Annotated in this window: 18 protein-coding genes and 1 riboswitch; of the genes, 12 read left to right on the forward strand and 6 right to left on the reverse strand. The window is 41.7% G+C overall.

Features of this window, described 5'->3' with window-relative positions:
• Positions 1-165: 165 nt before the first annotated feature.
• Complete coding sequence (locus BK139_RS14670) at positions 166-1,362, reverse strand: MFS transporter (protein ID WP_076260134.1); 1,197 nt, start codon at positions 1,360-1,362, stop codon at positions 166-168.
• Positions 1,363-1,417: 55 nt separating this feature from the next.
• Complete coding sequence (locus BK139_RS14675; protein ID WP_076260136.1) at positions 1,418-1,846, reverse strand: MarR family winged helix-turn-helix transcriptional regulator; 429 nt, start codon at positions 1,844-1,846, stop codon at positions 1,418-1,420.
• Positions 1,847-2,005: 159 nt separating this feature from the next.
• Between BK139_RS14675 and BK139_RS14680 the strand changes: the two genes are divergently transcribed.
• From BK139_RS14680 to BK139_RS14690, 3 genes are all read left to right on the forward strand, one after another.
• A complete protein-coding gene (locus BK139_RS14680) occupies positions 2,006-3,391 on the forward strand; it encodes an alanine/glycine:cation symporter family protein (RefSeq protein WP_076260138.1) in 1,386 nt (461 codons plus the stop codon).
• 134 nt (positions 3,392-3,525) lie between these two features.
• Positions 3,526-4,623 (forward strand): carbohydrate kinase, encoded by a 1,098-nt coding sequence (locus BK139_RS14685; RefSeq protein ID WP_076260141.1) that lies wholly within the window; start codon positions 3,526-3,528, stop codon positions 4,621-4,623.
• Between the two features lie 14 nt (positions 4,624-4,637).
• Positions 4,638-5,549 (forward strand): pseudouridine-5'-phosphate glycosidase, encoded by a 912-nt coding sequence (locus tag BK139_RS14690; protein ID WP_076260144.1) that lies wholly within the window; start codon positions 4,638-4,640, stop codon positions 5,547-5,549.
• Between the two features lie 218 nt (positions 5,550-5,767).
• Here the strand turns inward: BK139_RS14690 and BK139_RS14695 are convergent, their stop codons facing one another.
• Positions 5,768-6,379, reverse strand: coding sequence for a class D sortase (locus tag BK139_RS14695; RefSeq protein ID WP_083675385.1), 612 nt, complete (start codon positions 6,377-6,379; stop codon positions 5,768-5,770).
• Positions 6,380-6,721: a helix-turn-helix domain-containing protein gene (locus tag BK139_RS14700; protein ID WP_076260146.1), complete on the reverse strand. Its 342-nt coding sequence runs from the start codon at positions 6,719-6,721 to the stop codon at positions 6,380-6,382. It lies immediately after the preceding gene.
• A 259-nt stretch (positions 6,722-6,980) separates the two neighbouring features.
• Here BK139_RS14700 and BK139_RS14705 point away from each other — a divergent pair, with 259 nt between their 5' ends.
• The 7 genes from BK139_RS14705 (at position 6,981) to BK139_RS14735 (ending at position 11,335) form a co-directional block, all read left to right on the forward strand.
• Positions 6,981-7,523 (forward strand): signal peptidase I, encoded by a 543-nt coding sequence (locus tag BK139_RS14705; protein WP_076260148.1) that lies wholly within the window; start codon positions 6,981-6,983, stop codon positions 7,521-7,523.
• A 105-nt stretch (positions 7,524-7,628) separates the two neighbouring features.
• The gene (locus BK139_RS14710; RefSeq protein WP_076260150.1) at positions 7,629-8,255 is read left to right on the forward strand and encodes a TasA family protein; all 627 of its coding nucleotides are present in this window, start codon (positions 7,629-7,631) and stop codon (positions 8,253-8,255) included.
• A 105-nt stretch (positions 8,256-8,360) separates the two neighbouring features.
• A complete protein-coding gene (locus BK139_RS14715; protein ID WP_076260152.1) occupies positions 8,361-9,236 on the forward strand; it encodes a hypothetical protein in 876 nt (291 codons plus the stop codon).
• A gap of 28 nt (positions 9,237-9,264) precedes the next feature.
• Positions 9,265-10,176, forward strand: coding sequence for an LPXTG cell wall anchor domain-containing protein (locus tag BK139_RS23735; RefSeq protein WP_139325638.1), 912 nt, complete (start codon positions 9,265-9,267; stop codon positions 10,174-10,176).
• A gap of 143 nt (positions 10,177-10,319) precedes the next feature.
• The gene (locus tag BK139_RS14725) at positions 10,320-10,613 is read left to right on the forward strand and encodes a DUF5658 family protein (protein WP_076260157.1); all 294 of its coding nucleotides are present in this window, start codon (positions 10,320-10,322) and stop codon (positions 10,611-10,613) included.
• A 63-nt stretch (positions 10,614-10,676) separates the two neighbouring features.
• Positions 10,677-10,928 (forward strand): hypothetical protein, encoded by a 252-nt coding sequence (locus tag BK139_RS14730; protein ID WP_076260160.1) that lies wholly within the window; start codon positions 10,677-10,679, stop codon positions 10,926-10,928.
• A gap of 141 nt (positions 10,929-11,069) precedes the next feature.
• Positions 11,070-11,158, forward strand: a riboswitch (cyclic di-GMP riboswitch).
• Between the two features lie 27 nt (positions 11,159-11,185).
• The gene (locus BK139_RS14735) at positions 11,186-11,335 is read left to right on the forward strand and encodes an anti-repressor SinI family protein (protein WP_076260163.1); all 150 of its coding nucleotides are present in this window, start codon (positions 11,186-11,188) and stop codon (positions 11,333-11,335) included.
• A 101-nt stretch (positions 11,336-11,436) separates the two neighbouring features.
• Here BK139_RS14735 and BK139_RS14740 read toward each other — a convergent pair whose 3' ends face one another.
• Together BK139_RS14740 and mnmH are read right to left on the reverse strand one after the other, a co-directional pair.
• Positions 11,437-11,760 (reverse strand): helix-turn-helix domain-containing protein, encoded by a 324-nt coding sequence (locus tag BK139_RS14740; RefSeq protein WP_035326424.1) that lies wholly within the window; start codon positions 11,758-11,760, stop codon positions 11,437-11,439.
• A gap of 178 nt (positions 11,761-11,938) precedes the next feature.
• Positions 11,939-12,997: a tRNA 2-selenouridine(34) synthase MnmH gene (mnmH, locus tag BK139_RS14745; RefSeq protein WP_076260165.1), complete on the reverse strand. Its 1,059-nt coding sequence runs from the start codon at positions 12,995-12,997 to the stop codon at positions 11,939-11,941.
• A gap of 371 nt (positions 12,998-13,368) precedes the next feature.
• Between mnmH and BK139_RS14750 the strand changes: the two genes are divergently transcribed.
• Complete coding sequence (locus BK139_RS14750) at positions 13,369-14,670, forward strand: FAD-dependent oxidoreductase (RefSeq protein WP_076260168.1); 1,302 nt, start codon at positions 13,369-13,371, stop codon at positions 14,668-14,670.
• Complete coding sequence (locus BK139_RS14755) at positions 14,667-15,656, forward strand: class I SAM-dependent methyltransferase (RefSeq protein WP_076260170.1); 990 nt, start codon at positions 14,667-14,669, stop codon at positions 15,654-15,656. The genes BK139_RS14750 and BK139_RS14755 overlap by 4 nt, the downstream gene beginning before the upstream one ends.
• Positions 15,657-15,681: the final 25 nt, after the last annotated feature.

Consider the following 15,681-nt stretch of genomic DNA (forward strand, 5'->3'; position numbering starts at 1 on the left):
GGTGAGATACAGTGAAACTTGCCGACGCGCAGGCAGAGGCTTAGTTGAACCAATCGGGTTCGTAGTGTCGATTGATCGAAGCGCTAGCGGGGATCTTAGCAACAATAGAACGCGACTAACAATCAGTGGGGGATAAGGAAAACCCCCACTGATTGAAGTTTCACTTTATAATGGAAGATCTGCTTCTGAATGAATGGTTTTTGGTTCTGTCTTTTTGCCATGAAGCAGGTAGTATACGAGCAGGCCAAACAGTGCGACTCCGGCAAGCATAAAATACAGCGAAGCGAAGCCTGTTTTTACCGCAAGGATTCCGAGAACATAGGATCCTAAACCGATCCCTGTATCAAAGAGGGTGAAAAAGGTCGAGGTAGCAAGACCCCGTTTGGCTGGATCGGCCTGCTTGATGGCAACAGTTTGAAGACTCGGAACAATCGTGCCATATCCCAATCCGATGATCGCACCTGACAGCAGAAATACAAAGGTGCTGTTGGCCTGGCTGAGCAAAAACAATCCTGCCGCAAACAGAATAATGGCTGGATAGATCACTTTATTTTCTCCGTACGTATCAAACCAGCGGCCTGTAAATGGGCGGGACATAATGATGAACGCTGCATATACCACGAAGAAGAAGCTCGCCGCTTCAAGCAAATCAAGCTCTTTTGCATAAACGGAAATAAAGGATAGAATCCCTGAGTACGCGAAAGCTAGGATACCAGCTGAAATCGCAACAGGAACGGCATTTTTTTCGAATAAGCTTGAAAGTGTAAAACTCGGATGCTTCACAGAGCTTTCTGCTGTTTGCGGTATTTTAACAAATGCACCAAGCACTATCGCAATAAATGATAAAACGGTGCATAACGCAAAAATCCATGTGAAGCTTGCGTATTGGACAATCGTCAAACCGGCAAACGGGCCGATGACCATAGCCAGATTCATGAACATGGCATAATAGCCAAGCCCTTCGCCTCTCCGTTCATCCGGAACAATTTCAGCAACAATCGCTCCAGTCGCTGTGGTGGCCATGCCAAATCCAACACCGTGCAGAAATCTTAGAGCTAAAAGAGCAGGCATAGTATCAGCCCAAAAATAAAGAAGCGATGAGACAGCAAATACAATCAGGGAAGCAAGCAGAATCTTCCGCCGTCCAACCTCGTCAATCCATTTCCCTGTAAACGGCCTGCTGATTACAGCAGCAATCAAAAAGACCGAAATTATCAGGCCAACCTGTGTTTCGTCCCCTTTTAAATCATCCAAAATATAAAGGGGAAGCGTTGTGAGCAACACATAAAACCCCATAAACAAGAAAAAACTTGTAACAGAAATACTCAAAAAGTCCTTCGTCCATAATGGCTGTTTCTTCATGTTGTCCTCCTAACAATGAAGGTACCAGGTACCTATACCAATTTCGTGAACTGGTCTAGGTGCCTGGTACCATATTTTCTCTCATTTTTGCCATAAGTCTGATCATTGTGCTGATTTCTTCTTCCGTAATATTCTGCAGGACATTGCTTTCGCTTGATCTTACTGCAGCAAGCCAATTGTCATATTCCAGAATCGCTGCATCAGTCAGTGAAATCAGTTTTTCGCGTTTGTCCTTGCCGGCTGTTCTGGTGATCCAGCCTGATTTCTCAAGACGGGCCAATGTCCTGGTCATGGTCGGAGCTTCAACTCCCAAATAAGAAGAAATCTCTTTTTGGGTGCTCGGGCCTCCGGTTTTCAGACGGTAAATAATCGTCCATTGAGCCGCATATAACCCAAGCGGCACCAGACTTTCATTAAGTACTTTGGAAAAATGGCGTGTAAATTGGTTGATGGAATGAAAAAATTCACTTTGATTAGGGTGCATTGTTTTCACCTGCTTAAAATAGTTACCTAGCTAACTATACATGAGATTTAAGAATTTGTCTACCTCGCATATTCTTTTGCTAACTAAGTGTTTAACTGGCAAATAAAAGGGAATGGAATAACAAGGGCAACTGTGCATAACTATAAGGGGGAAATTTTTTTGGATAAGTTATTAGAAGTCGTAGGAGATATTTCAGGATGGCTGTGGGGATATCCCATCATCCTATTATTAGCCGGAACAGGGCTGTATTTAACCTTTTTGCTGGGTTTCTTCCAGTTCCGCTATCCGGTATATATTTTTAAACAGACATTCGGAAGTGTTTTTAAAAAGCCGAAGGGAAAAGGAACCGTTACACCGCTGCAGGCACTCACATCTGCACTGGCCTCCACCATTGGAGCGGCAAACATTGTAGGTGTGCCGGCAGCCATCATGTTTGGCGGTCCTGGAGCAGTCTTTTGGATGTGGGTCATTGCGCTAATAGGAATGTCCATTAAGTTCTCGGAAAGTGTATTGGCTATTAAGTACAGAGAGAAAAATGAAGATGGAGAATATGTGGGGGGCCCTATGTATTACATGACAAAAGGTCTGAACATGAAGTGGCTTGGTGTGATATTTGCCTTTGCGCTCATGATCGAATTAATCCCAAGCATCATGGTTCAGGGTAATGCCGTGGCATCTGCAGTCACCGAAACCTTTAAGATTGATGGACTTTATACAGGCATCGCTGTAGCGGCACTGGTTTCCTTAGTTGTTTTTGGCGGGATCCAGAGAATTGGAAAGGTAACCGAAATCTTTGTTCCATTTATGGCACTCATTTATGTAGGTGCAGCGTTAGTAGTCTTATTTATGAATCTGGGCAAGCTTCCTGAAGTGTTGGAATTAATCTTCACTTATGCGTTTCAGCCGATGTCTGCTATAGGCGGATTTGCCGGTGCGGCAATTGGCGAAATCATTCGCTGGGGATTTGCAAGAGGATTATATTCCAATGAGGCAGGACTTGGAACGGCACCGATAGCTCATGCTGCTGCCACAACTGACCACCCGGTGCGCCAGGGCTTCTGGGCGATTGTCGGTATCGTTGTGGATACGCTGATTGTGTGTACCGCCACTGCATTTGTAGTGCTTTCATCAGGTGTGTGGACAAGGGAAGGGGCCATGAAGGATCCTTCAGCCCTGACAGCAGCGGCATTTACAGAGTATTTTGGTTCCTTCGGAGGTATTCTTGTTGCTGTATCACTCGTATTCTTTGTAGTTTCCACAATCATCGTAGTCGTCTTTTATGGTTCTAAAATGGCCGAGTTTCTATTTGGCTCTTTTGCCGGAAAAGCCATCAAAGTCGTTTACATTGCTGCCATTGTTCTTGGTTCAGTGGGGGCGGCGAAAACGATCTGGCAGTTCCTTGATCTGGCTCTTGCTATGATCTTGATACCGAACATCGTGGCTGTCCTCCTTCTAAGCAAAGAGGTTAAACAGCTGAAAAACGAGTTCTTTACTTCAGAAAAGTATTATTTAAAAGATATTAAAAAAGACGATAAGGCAGCGTAAAAATAGTTCTCCCGCTAATGGCGGGGGACTTTTTTTATAGCTAAAACAATTTTCGGAAAAATAACACTTGTGCGACAAATAGACAAAAGTTTATAATCTAGACAAAAGTCAAAAAAAGACAGGGCTGATCCATTGTGAACGATAAAGAACTATTCATTTTGCAGCTGATTAAAGAGGATCCATTTATTGCCCAAAACGAGCTGGCTGACAAAACAGGGCTCTCAAGGTCCGCTGTAGCCGGCTATATCTCCTCACTGACCAAGCAGGGGAAAATTCTTGGCAGGGCTTATGTCCTGCCGCAAAAGAAAGAAGTGCTTTGTGTGGGAGGGGCCAATGTGGACAGAAAAATACAGACAACCGGACAGCTCCAATACGGAACATCGAATCCCGCCGAGAGCTCCCAATCCTGCGGAGGTGTGGCACGGAACATTGCCGAAAACCTTGGCAGACTGGGCTGTAATGTAGGTCTGATGACCGTAGTGGGAGGCGACCCGGAAGGCGAATGGCTTCTGGAATATACGAAAGCCTTTGCTGACGTGACACCTTCACAATCCCTGGGAGGGGCCGTCACTGGAACCTATACAGCCGTGCTTGATCTGGAAGGGGAAATGGCTGTGGCGTTAGCTGACATGTCCATTTATGAAAGCGTTACCAGAGAGTTTGTCGAAAAAAAGTGGGGGTACATGGCATCAGCTGAGATGGTCATTTTGGATACCAACTTTCCACCAGAAGTTTTAAAGCAAATCATTACAAGGTGTTACGAAGAGAGTATTCCGCTATGTATCACACCTGTTTCAGCACCAAAAATAAAGAATCTGCCGGAAAATCTGCAGGGGGTTACCTGGCTGATTGCCAACAAAAATGAGGCAGAAGCCCTGACAGGGATGGAAATCATCAAGGAGGGAGACTTCTTTAAAGCAGCACAGGAAATGATCAATAAAGGAGTCGAAAAAGTGGTGATTAGCCGAGGAGATAAAGGGCTGATCTACTTCACAAAAACAGGTGAAGCAGGTGTGCAGCTGCCGCCAAAAGTGAAAATCGCTGATGTGACAGGTGCAGGTGACTCGCTTGTATCGGGTATTATTTTCGCCCATTTAAAGGGGCTGAGCACAGAGGATGCCTGCAAAATTGGCATGTCCTGCTCGATGCTTGCCCTGCAGTCCATTGAAACCGTTAATCCCAACCTGAACAACAAACGCCTCCAAGAAACATTCAATCAATATTTCGACTAAGGAGAAGTGACATCATGTTAGAAAAATGGCTTGAGTACTCAGAAGAAGTGTTAGAAGCGAAGAAAGCAAATAAACCGGTTGTGGCCCTTGAATCCACCATCATTTCACATGGAATGCCATACCCGCAAAACGTCCAGACAGCAAAAGAGGTGGAGGACATTATCCGCAAAAACGGTGCGGTTCCTGCAACCATTGCCATTTTAAACGGGAAAATTAAAATTGGTCTGTCAGATGAGGAGCTGGAGTTCCTGGCACAAAGCAGGGACGTTGAAAAAGCAAGCCGCCGCGACCTTCCATATTTAGTTGCGAAGAAAAAAAATGGTGCCACAACGGTAGCAGCCACCATGATCTGTGCAGAGCTTGCCGGCATTGAAGTCTTTGTCACAGGCGGAATAGGCGGAGTTCACCGCGAAGCGGAAACCACCATGGACATCTCAGCTGACCTTCAGGAGCTTGCAATGACCAATGTTGCTGTTATCTGTGCAGGTGCGAAATCCATCCTGGATATCGGTTTGACGCTTGAATACTTAGAAACCCATGGCGTTCCGGTTGTAGGATTTGAAACAGATGTATTGCCTGCCTTCTATACACGCACAAGTCCTTTTAATGTAAACTACAGAGTAGATACTGCGGAGGAAGCAGCCGAAATGATCCGCACAAAATGGGAACTGGGCCTAAAAGGCGGCGTTGTCATTGCCAACCCAATTCCTGAAAAAGATGCAATGGAAGAGGCGTTTATTACTGGTGTTATTGAAACAGCTTTAAAAGAAGCGAATGCAAACAATATCTCAGGGAAAAAAGTGACACCGTTCCTTCTGGGGAAAGTGAAGGAATTGACAGAAGGCAGAAGCTTGACAGCGAACATTGCATTGGTGAAGCATAATGCGGAAGTGGGTTCTAGGATTGCTGTAAGTTTGCATAAGTAAAGGGAAAGGCCAGGCTTGGGAAGTCTGGCTTTTTATACTGATAGAATGATAGCTGTGATGATGATTGCTAGATAGAATAATAATCTTAAGAAATTAATCATTTGGTTAACGTCCCTTCTGGAAACCCATATATTAGATGATATGTACAGGTTCTTGGATGGGGGACGGGTGTTTGGCTATATGAAGTAAAAAGGGCACTTTCCTGGGGAAAGAGCCTCTTAATTTTGTATTCTTTTTGCATTCAGGATATACCGGGAGGGTGCATCTCCCACATAAGAGAAGGGGTAGCAGGTGGAAACAGTGAGAATTTCGTTAGGAGCGGTGGAGCGGATCACAGTGGTATCGTCTGCATCAACAATCTTCGAATCGGTAATTTCATATGTAAACTTACCATATGGCATGCTGACTTCAAAAGTATCACCGATTTCAAGTTCGCCTAGGCTGCGAAACACCGTATCCCGATGCCCTGATAATAAAATCTGATCGGGCTGCCCTGGAAAAACAGTTGTGGAGTAATGGCCAACCCCTTTTTCCAGCTCATCCTCATCTGTTCCTTCTATAATGGGAAGTTCAGCTTTCAGGCGGGGGATCTTTAAGATGCCAATGGCTTCACCTTGCTCGAAGGAAATATCTTTAGGCTGTTCTGTTTGGAGAACACTTTTTTTATCTTTGTTCTCTTCATTTTGAACTCTTTCTTGTGCCTGGGCTAAAGAAGCCTTGGTCTTCTTCTCCTGGGCATACATTTCCTGCAGAGAGAACAGGACCAAACCGCCTCCGATTAAGATAAGGAAGGAGGCAGCTATCATTAGCAACCGGCCTCTAACCTTCAATTAAACGTTCCCTCCATTCATCTTCTTAAATTTAATGAACTCCAGATAATAGGAGAAATCCTCTTTTGTGATTCCCTGCCTGATAGCTTCTTTTACAAGAGTAACCCACTCCTCATCCAGCTTAGACAAGTCCGTAATTTCATCTTTGTTCTCTTCCAGCAGATCCTCAAGATTAGCATCCAATGTCCTGGCGATTCTCGATAAAACCTGCAATGAAGGGTTCTCCTGTATACCTCTCTCAATATAGCTCAAATACGATTTGGATACCTCCGCTTTTTCAGAAAGCTCATTAATTGAGTATCCCTTTTTGATTCTTAAGCTTTTAATTCGGACACCTATCATAGGCATAATACTCCCTTATCATAAGATATAAAGATGTTTTCATTATAACGAACAAATCGTTCAATAAAAAATACAAAATAGTGAGAATTCTTGAGGTATTCTTAGAAAAAGAACGAAAAACGTTCTTTAAAACGAAAAAACGGCTGAATTTGGAATTTTTCAAAATAAGACGGATGGACTATACTCGACTTATCGGTTCGATAAAAAGAACAAAATAATTAATTTAAAAGAACGAGAAAATCAACAAGGAAGTGAAGTTGTGAAGAAAGTATTAAAAATTTCATCAACCATAGTAATTATCCTTGTGGTCCTGTTTGCTGCATTAGCAATGGTGTATTTCTTTTTAGCAAAAGGAAACATTGATAAAGCACCAAGCATCTTTGGCTATAAGCCGCTTACCATTCTATCAAACTCCATGCAGCCAGCCTTCAACGCAGGTGACATCATTTTAATAGATGTAGAGACAGAACCAAAAGAGGGTGATGTCATTACATACAAACACCCAGATGGAGTATTAGTAACACACAGGGCAGTTAGAACCTTTGAGCAAAATGGAACCATGTTCTTTGAAACAAAAGGAGACAACAACGAACAGGTCGATGAAGTATTGACCTCCAGGGAGAACATTGTAGGAGTTCAGGAAAAGATAATCCCTAAGCTGGGGTATGTGGCACAGTTTATGGCAGGTCCAATCGGATTTTTTATCTTCATAGTAATGCCGATTCTAGCTGTGATCATTATTGAAATTTTCCAGAGACTTGGATTAATAAACACAAAGAAAGAAGAACAAATACAAGGGTAATAGCGGGGAAGGAGTGATGGCGGATGAAAACTTAAAATATAAAAAGTTTATATTTTAAATTTAAATTCGTACAAAAATTATTAAAAATAAGGGAGAGATTTTCACATGAAAAAAATGAAAAAGGCTTTATTAGGTACAGCATTAGCAGGAACACTTGTAATTGGTGCCGGAGCAGGTACATATTCTTGGTTTAATGCAGAGTATAAAGCGTCTGGGCAAATTACAAATCACACACTGGAAATTAATGATACAACAACTGATTCAGATGTACTTTTTGCAGAAGCTGAATCACTAGCTCCTGGCCGTTCGGTCTCAGACTCTTTTTCAATAGAGAATACAGGTTCATTAGAACAAGTCTTACGTACTAAGTTCGATTTAGCTTTGTATGATGAAAATGATCAGAACATTGGAAGTCCTGATAAGTCTGGTTACACTATCGATGCTAAATTTACATTTACAAGAAACGGCACAACATATGCACCATTAACTTTTGAAGGAATCGATGCTCAACAGTTGGATCGTATTTTAGGTAATAATCAATGGCTTCCAGATGCTGATGGTTTGGAAAACCTTGGTGAAGTATTCTATTTCCAGCCAAAAGATAAGATCGATGTTGTGTTAGACGTAAATTTATTAGGAAGTGCCGGAAATGAATATCAAGGAAAGAAATTAAAAGGTAACCTAGAAGTTGATGGTAAACAAATTGATGCGGGTGCACAATACAACGATTAATTTATATAAAGTTCATTTAAAAATAGCCGGTTTTGTCGCCGGCTATTTTTAAATGAATAGTTAATCAATAAATATATACTTAATTGTGATTAAAGGAGAGTTCCTGTGAACAGAAAGGAAAAGTATAGAAGAATACGTATTAGCAAAAGGGTTGACCTTTCTAAATACTCTTTGCTGGGTATCTCTATTAGTTCCCTTTTTTTATTTTCACTTTTTATCATGTCATTTGGCACCTATGCATATTTTAATGCGCAGTATAAAAATGAATTTAATATACGAAACGCTACAAAAGAAGAGCTGGTTCAAATCACCAAGGGACCTGTTGAATATGAGGATAAATGTAAAGCAAAACAAACGGTAACAGTAAAGAATATTTTTGATTATAAAGTAGTTATTTCCATAGACAATAGTGAGTATATTCTCCAGCCAGGAGAAACTATTACTCATACTCAAATTCTTGCTGATGGATGCGGTGAGTTTGGTGATAAGTCTTTCAATATTATTGGCTATGAAAATTACTTTGTTCATCCTGTTCATGTTTATGTAGAAAAAGAACTGCTTAATCCAAAGCCGCCTTGTCCTCCGCAATCAGACAACGGTCAAGGAAAGCCTAACAATAACGGGGAAGGTAAGCAATGCGGCCACACTGATACTACAGGTGGCACCACTGATACTGAACTCACAGATTCTAATGAATCCGAAAAGGATGACACTCAAGTTGAAAGTGTTCAAAATAACGAAAATCAACAAGAGTCGGAACAAGGTACAAAGGAAAAGCAGAGCAATGAAAGTATAGATAACTCGAGTGAAAAACCTGTAACAGAAACAGATTCTAAATCCGAGGAAAAGCAGGTAACAACACAAGGAGAACAAACAGAACCGCAGCAAGAAGAACAGCCGCAGCAGGAAGTGATTCCTGTGAAATCCGAGGAATCTAAAAAACAAACTGAAAGCAGTAGCACTGAAGAAAGTGTCTCTTGACCCAATGTGGTTAGGGTTATAGGAGTGAGTGAAAATAAAAACTGTTAATTTAATTTTTAAGCTCCTTTTAATGGTTTCTATAGTTCTTGTTTTCTCTGAAAATAAAGCAATGGGTCAGGAGGATGAAGTCCAAATAGAGGTTAAGCCAGGCAGAGTATTATTTAACACTGTCAATATGGCTCCCGGAAGGTCTATTGAAGAAGTGCTAACTATCCAAAATAGAGGAAAGCTTGATTTTGTTTATAACATTAAAGCAATCTTCAAAGAGGGCAGAAAGTTATTTGATGAGTTGGAGTTAACGATAAAGGATTCAAGGAATCGGCACCTATTTGAAGGGAAATTAGCTGATTTTAATGGTTTTGGAGAGAGATCACTAAGTTCTGCTTATGAAGAAGAATTAACGTTCTTAATAAATTTCCCTTCACACTTAGGTAATGATTTTCAAGGTGAATCATGTAACTTTGAGTTAAGTTTTTATGCCAAAGAGAAAGTGATAAGCCCAGACCCAGATCCAGACCCAGACCCAGACCCAGATCCAGATCCAGATCCAGATCCAGACCCAGACCCAGATCCAGATCCAGACCCAGATCCAGATCCAGACCCAGATCCAGACCCAGACCCAGACCCAGACCCAGACCCAGACCCAGACCCAGACCCAGATCCAGATCTAGATCCAGACCCAGACCCAGACCCAGACCCAGAACAAGATTCAGAACCAGGTAAAGATTATGATGAGAATGATGAATCCCCAAATGATAACAAAGAAATAAAACCACAAAGACCAATTAGCGAAGAGGAGCTGGCAGCAGGTCCGTCAGAAGGACATGTGTTACCTGCTACAGCAACCAATAATTATAATAATTTATTTGCGGGCATTATGCTTTTATGTCTTGGGGCTATTGTGCTTCTTTATAGAAAATTTTGGATAGCAAGGAAATGAGCTATCTGAATTAATCTTAATGATGAAAAGATAGTTAGAGGGCTTGGGGCAATAAATTTTCTTCAAGCCCTTATTGATACAAAGATTACTAATATATCTATTAATAAAATCTTTTTATATAGGAAAGTAAAAGTGGTGATCACATGAAAAAGCTGCTTTATTATCTTGCCATCTTAAATCTGCTGGACGGATTTCTTACTGCCCTAGGACTCCACTTTAATGTTATAGAAGAAAGCAATCCGCTAATGGGTAATCTTTATGACCTGCATCCTTTTTTATTTCTTTCTCTTAAAATAATTCTTTCTTTTGTACTTATCATTTTATCAATATTTATCTCCGCAGAATCTAAAGTCAAACTATTAGCAGCCGGAGCTTCAATTATGTATTCAATCGTATGCCTGCTGCACTCTGTTTGGATTTTCTCATTAATTGTTTAACAGCATTCATTAAAATCTAATTAGGAAATATATATCAATATAAAATAGTTCAGGCGGTGTCTCATGTATCAAAAAAACTGCACTAAATGCCATAACCCATCTTTCAGCAGCACTGAAACCGGAGAGTGGCTTTGCCCGGTTTGCGGAACTGATTTGACGAATGAAACTTTTCTGGATGCGATGACACGGGAACCGGCCCATATTATCTATAAGAAAAAGAAAATTTCGCACACCTATTCTCTGCAGGAAATTAATAAGAATTATAGGAAAAGAATCGGCCATTCTTACTATTCTAAACAGAGAACACTTAAATAAGTGAGGGATTTGAGAGACTTTTGTCGAAAAATAAATTAATTTAATATTAAAATAATTAATTATATTTACAAAAAAAGACACCATTAGCAATACGCCCATAGTAGAATACATCTATGGAAAATATTTCTTTGAGCCGATAGGCGCAGAAAAAGGCAAACTCATTGAAAGATGGGGACGCAAAGTCGCGGGTCTAAGGTATTGAAAAATACTACGATGGCTGGATTGCCTGGAATACGATACGTATCCTGGGGGGAAGAATGTTGACAGAGCAAAATATTAAGGTCGAAGAGATTGATTTAGAGTGGCTGCAGTTAATTATGGAAGCAAGAAACTTAGGCCTGCAAAAGGAAGAAGTTAGAGAGTTTTTACATAATAACAGAGCCAAAGAGGTTCTGATCGAAGCTTAAATATCCGATATTGCTAAGTATTTCTGTTAGAGGCATCTCTAAATGGAAATGCTTTTTATTTTTGCCAAAAAAATAAGCCTGTGTATTCAGGCTCATGGCTATTATGATTTTTGTCCGCTTTTCCACTTATTAAAATCCAAAAACTCCCTAAATTGCTCCTTGGAAACACCAGACTCCATGGCTTCTTTCACAATTTTCATCCATTCGGAATCCAGATCTTCCTTGTTGATCTGCTCATGGATCAAATGGTCCACGGGAACATTCAGGACACCTGCGATTTTTTCAAGGAATTGAATCGATGGATTGGTCTGCAAATTTCGTTCAAGTGAGCTTAAGTATGATTTTGCCACACCGGCCTGGTCTGCAAGCTCGGATAAGGACATTTTCTTTTCCTGGCGAAGTTTTTTTACACGATCACCGATCATCGTATACCACACACCTTATTTTGTATGTAATAGGATTATATCATAATGAGTTCCATATTAAGAACGTTTTGTTCAATATTATTATCATCATACCACAGTGTCAACCGATTTAAATAGCTAGTTATCACAGTTTTTAAAAAATATATCTTTTGTCGCTCTCAAAAAGTAATGCTCCTCGTCATAAGACGGGAGCATTTTGCTTCTCAATTATTTGAATAACCTGCTGTGCAGCTGCTTCCACATCATCTGCATTCACATGGTGGAATTCGCCTTCATAATCATGCTGTTTAAAAGCATAGCGCGGGTCGTAATAGTGTTCTAATAAAAGCTTAATAAATAGCTCGTAGTTCTCCGTTTGAACTGATTCATCCAGCTGCTCGCGGATTTCGGTATCCTTCAGCCGTTTTTTAATAAACACAAGGCTTTCATCCACTTTCGGCTTGAACCATCCTTCTTTTTGATATGGTTCCACATAGTCCCTCAGAATACGCTGGACACGGGATTCGATGCTTGCAAACATATCAATGTGGATTGCGTTTTTTTTAGTATCGAGCAGCTCGTCCGGCTGAACCACCTTGCCAATCCGCTTGCTTTCAGCTTCCATAATAATATAAGGGGAGCCTTTAACCTCAGAAAGGGCTTGATACAAAAGAGCATCAAATGTTTTCTGTGTGCTGCCTTCCCCCATGCCAAAGGAGCCGAAGATCGATCCGCGGTGTCCTGCCATTTCTTCCAGATCAAGAACAGGATATCCTTTTTGACTTAACACCTTCAGCACATCTGTTTTCCCGACGCCGGTCATCCCGTGGATCACAACTGCTTTTTCAGGAATCAGGCTTGCAGTGTTTTCAAGTATATATTGACGGTACGCTCGATACCCTCCAATTAAACGGGGGATTGAAACACCGGCATATGTGATAAATGTAGTAACGGCTTTGCTGCGCATGCCGCCGCGCCAGCAGTAAATGACAGGCTGGAAGCCATCATTTTTCAGGTCTCTGATTTTCTGCATCATGGACGGAATTTTAGGTGAAACGATTTCCATCGCTCTCCACTTAGCCGCATCAGAACCTTCTTTCTTATATAATGTTCCGATTTCCGCACGCTCTTCATTAGTGAAAAGAGGCACATTGACAGCACCGGGAATGCTGCACTCCTCGAATTCAATTGGAGACCTGACATCGACCGGAACTGCGTTGTCCATCTGGATATATTGTTCGACTGCTATTTCTCTCATTTTATTGCCTCCAAAATTAAAGTGAAACTCCGATCAGAGGGGGTGTTTTCCGCTGATTGGTTAGTTGAACTAATCGGGCCTTACGGGCAGTTTGGCACCATTAATTCACCTTTGAATTTTACTGCAGTTTCTAGTGGGGATCTTACTGCCCGTTAGACTGCGGTATTGCTATATATCGCCCTAAAAGGAACGTTAATTGATTTGACTCTCTCTATTATACAGGATTTTGAAATTATAGGTGTCTATCACAATCATACTCCTATTTTCAAAAGTTTGTTCTTATAATTTTTTCCAGACTTTGTAATATCAGCATATCCATTGGTTTTGCTTTTTAAAAAGAAGGTTAAATAAAAGGCAAAGGTGGTGGAAATATGTCCTTGAATACAGAGGTTGCCATTATAGGCGGAGGGATTGGCGGTTTGACACTTGGACTGAAGCTGGCCCAAGCCAATCTGGATGTCACAGTTCTGGAAAAGCTGGATGCCCCCTCTTCCGTTTATAAGGGAGAACTCCTGCAGCCAAAGAGCCTGAAAATCTTTAATCAGCTGGGTGCTTTGGATGAAATCCTTGATAATGGCTTTTCATTTTCCCGGATTGCGTTTGAGGAAGGGGAAAAAGAGTTTGCCATGGATTACAGCATCCTCCCTGGGAATTATGATTACTCGCTTATGATCGAGCATGAAAGGCTGAAAGGAATCCTTCTGAATCAGGCGCTTCAATATTCGAACTTTCATTATCTGTCAGGGTCCCTGGCAAAAGGGTATGACAAGGGCCAATTATTGGTTGAGCGGAAGGATGTAAAGGAGCAGCTGACAGTGAGGGCTGACTTTTTTATAGGTGCTGAAGGAAGAAATTCCATTACCAGAAAAGAAATGAACAGCAAAATTAAAAAGATTGAGTACAACCATCAATTTCTAACTGTCACCTTCCCCCGGCCTCAATCATTGGAGGAAGGGAAAATCATCTCTAAGGATGAGCGGTTCCTTGGATTATTTCCGCTGCCGGATGCGAAAGTGCGATCTGTTTATTTAATTCCTGAGGGCACGTATAAGGAGCATCTCAAAAAAGGAATTCACTATTTCCATAAAAATTATGTAGAGCTTTTTCCGGAATTGGAAGGGTATGTGACCAGGCTGAAAAACTGGAAGGATATTCAGTTAATGATTCCGACAGCCTTTTATGCAGATAAATATGTGGATGGAAGACTTGCTATATTGGGCGATGCGGCCCATACGGTCCACCCGATGGCAGGGGAAGGCATGAATATGGCGATTCAGGATGCCGATGTGCTTGGGGAGTTGCTTGCAGAGATGTATGCGAGCGGAAGAAATTCTCCTGACAGGCTTAAATGGTATGAAAAAGTCCGCAAGCCACGCGCTGAAAACATGATCAGCCTCAGCCATTTATCCGCCATAGCCTATTCCTATTCGAACCGGGTTATTACAGGAATACGCCGCAAAGGGCTGAAGCAGATCGAAAGAGATAAAACCCTGCAATATAAGCAAATGCTGAATGTTTCAGGTCTTGGATATTGGCCGGAGAGCCTTTGGGACCGATTGATTCAGGCAGGAATGCTGCCGGCAAGAAAAACAGAATTATCAGCTTCGGATAAAAGCCATTATTTTTATACAGAAAAAGAAGACTATCCCTGGAAGAAGGTTGAACAGCCATGATAAATGAATATGTGAGATTACTAAAAGCACGAAATTGGATGAAAAAGAACCAGCCCTTTTTATACAGCTGGCATGCCTATGTTGGATTTGAGCTCGACCTTTTTTCCCAGTTCCGCAGCTGGAGAACGGTAAAAGAGGTGGCCTCAAGCAGAAATCTACAGGAGGAGCTGCTTTTAAGATGGGTGGAGGTGGGGCTGGCGATCCGCCATTTGAAAAAGAAGGGGAAGGATAAAATCAAGACAACATCTAAATTCAGCCTTCCGTCCACGCCGAAAAACCCCCGATCCACAGGAATCATCCTGAAGGAAATGATGGAATTGCATATCCCGACTTTACTCTCTTATCCTGAACTGCTCCGTTCCAATACGAAAAATACTTTTGACCATGAAGAACATGGACCAACCGTTGCGAGAACTTCATCACTGCTGGAACAGCTTGCCCTGCCGCGGCTTATGAAAACCATTAAGAAAAACAAAATGGAAAGGATCATCGATATTGGCTGCGGGGAAGGCGGCTATTTAAGCAGAATCAGCCAGAAGTTCCCGCATGCAAAACTGGCGGGAATTGAAATTAATGAAGACGTCGCAGAATCTGCCCGAACCAATTGCAAAGATATTCCCAACATTAATATTGTGACAGCAGATGTTCATGAATACTCACCTGATCATCAGGCTGATTTAATTATGGTCAACAACCTGCTGCACTATATCCAGCCGGATGATCGCAAGCAGCTGCTGTCCCGATTGAAAAGCTGGCTTAGCCGGAAAGGATCCATTACGATTATCACACCCATTCTTCATTCAAAAAAAGGCGAGGAATTTTCAAGTGTGTTTAACAGCTTCTTTTCTGCCTTTGAAAATCTTTATCCAACCCCGACTGAGGAGAATATCCACCAGCTTGCGAAAGAGCTGAAGCTGAAAGTGAAAACCTTCAAACCTGTTGTAACAGAAGGCGGGTGGTATTTTATCCAGCTGTCCAACCGATAATTCAAAGCAAGCCCGTTTAATGGTA

The sequence above is a fragment of the Paenibacillus sp. FSL R5-0490 genome, assembly GCF_001956215.1.
Classification (GTDB): domain Bacteria; phylum Bacillota; class Bacilli; order Bacillales; family Cytobacillaceae; genus Cytobacillus.